General features: G+C 64.1%; 1 protein-coding gene. It reads left to right on the top strand.

What is annotated here, in order from left to right; genetic code table 11:
- The first annotated feature begins 79 nt into the window (after positions 1–79).
- Positions 80–1,218, top strand: a protein-coding gene (locus AC5Y5W_RS24910; protein WP_500014135.1) for an IS3 family transposase whose coding sequence is annotated in 2 segments (ribosomal slippage) — positions 80–350 and positions 350–1,218 — 1,140 coding nt in all. Because the reading frame shifts where the segments join, the coding sequence is not laid out codon by codon here.
- Positions 1,219–1,247 lie beyond the last annotated feature (29 nt).

Below are 1,247 nucleotides of genomic sequence, written 5' to 3'. Positions count from 1 at the left end.
TGAGGTGAGCCCGTTGTAGTGGTCCAGTCGTTGTGCGACTCTGTTGCCCGGTGTTCGGGCAGGAAGAATCAGCAACGATATGACATCGAACAAGCGCCGGCGGCATACGCCGGATCAGATCATCCGCAATCTCGCCGAGGGCAACAAGCTCCTCGGGGCCGGCCAGGAACTCAGCGAGGTGTGCCGACACCTGCAGATCGCGGAGTCGACGTGGCATCGCTGGGTTGCCCAGTACGGGGGCATGAAAGCCAGCGACGCCAAACGCCTCAAGGAGCTTGAGGCCGAGAATGCCCGGCTTAAGAAGATGGTCGCCAACCAGGCCCTCGACATCGACATGCTCAAGGAGATCTCGGCGGGAAACTTCTAACCCCGAACCGCAAGCGCAGCGCCGCCACGATGCTGCGTGAGCGGTTCGGGGTCTCTGAACGCCGAGCCTGCACCGTGGTGGGCATCCACCGTTCCACGATGCGGCTGGCGCCGGCACCGATCACCGATGAGGAAGCCGAGCTGCGTGTCTGGCTGCGCAAGTTCTCCACCGACCGGCCGCGCTGGGGCTGGCGACGGGCCGCCAAGATGGCCCGCCGGGCCGGCTGGAAGGTCAACAACAAGCGTATTCGCCGGCTGTGGCGTGAGGAGGGCCTGCGGGTTGTGCAGCGCCGCAAGAAGAAACGACTGACCGGCGTCGGTGTCGCCGTTGGCGCGATGTCACCGATCCGGCCGAACGTGATCTGGGCGATGGACTTCCAGTTCGACACCACCGCCGACGGCCGCACCCTGAAGATGCTCAACGTGATCGATGAGTTCACCCGCGAAGCCCTCGCCATCGACGTCAATCGTTGTATCGACGCCGACGGCGTCGTCGACGTCCTCGACCGTCTGGCCCTGCAACGAGGCGCACCGTACTACGTGCGCTTCGACAACGGCCCGGAATTCATCGCGCACGCCGTCAACGATTGGTGCCGGTTCAACGACACCGGCTCACTATTCATCGATCCCGGCTCGCCGTGGCAGAACGCCTGGATCGAATCGTTCAACGGCCGACTACGCGACGAACTGCTCAACTCCTGGCGCTTCGAGTCCCTGCTGGAAGCCCGTGTGATCATTGACGACTGGCGCTGCGACTACAACGCCAGCAGGCCCCACTCCGCCCACGGCGAACTGACCCCGAACGAGTTTGCCCTACAGTGGACCGCGACCCATCAACCCCAAGCCGCATAGCGACTGGACCACCAAACGGGTCCCCCTCA

Source organism: Mycobacterium sp. NGS51 (genome assembly GCF_059812525.1).
The sequence above is the reverse complement of the archived record's forward strand: the minus strand, read 5'-3'. Positions and strand labels throughout refer to the sequence as shown.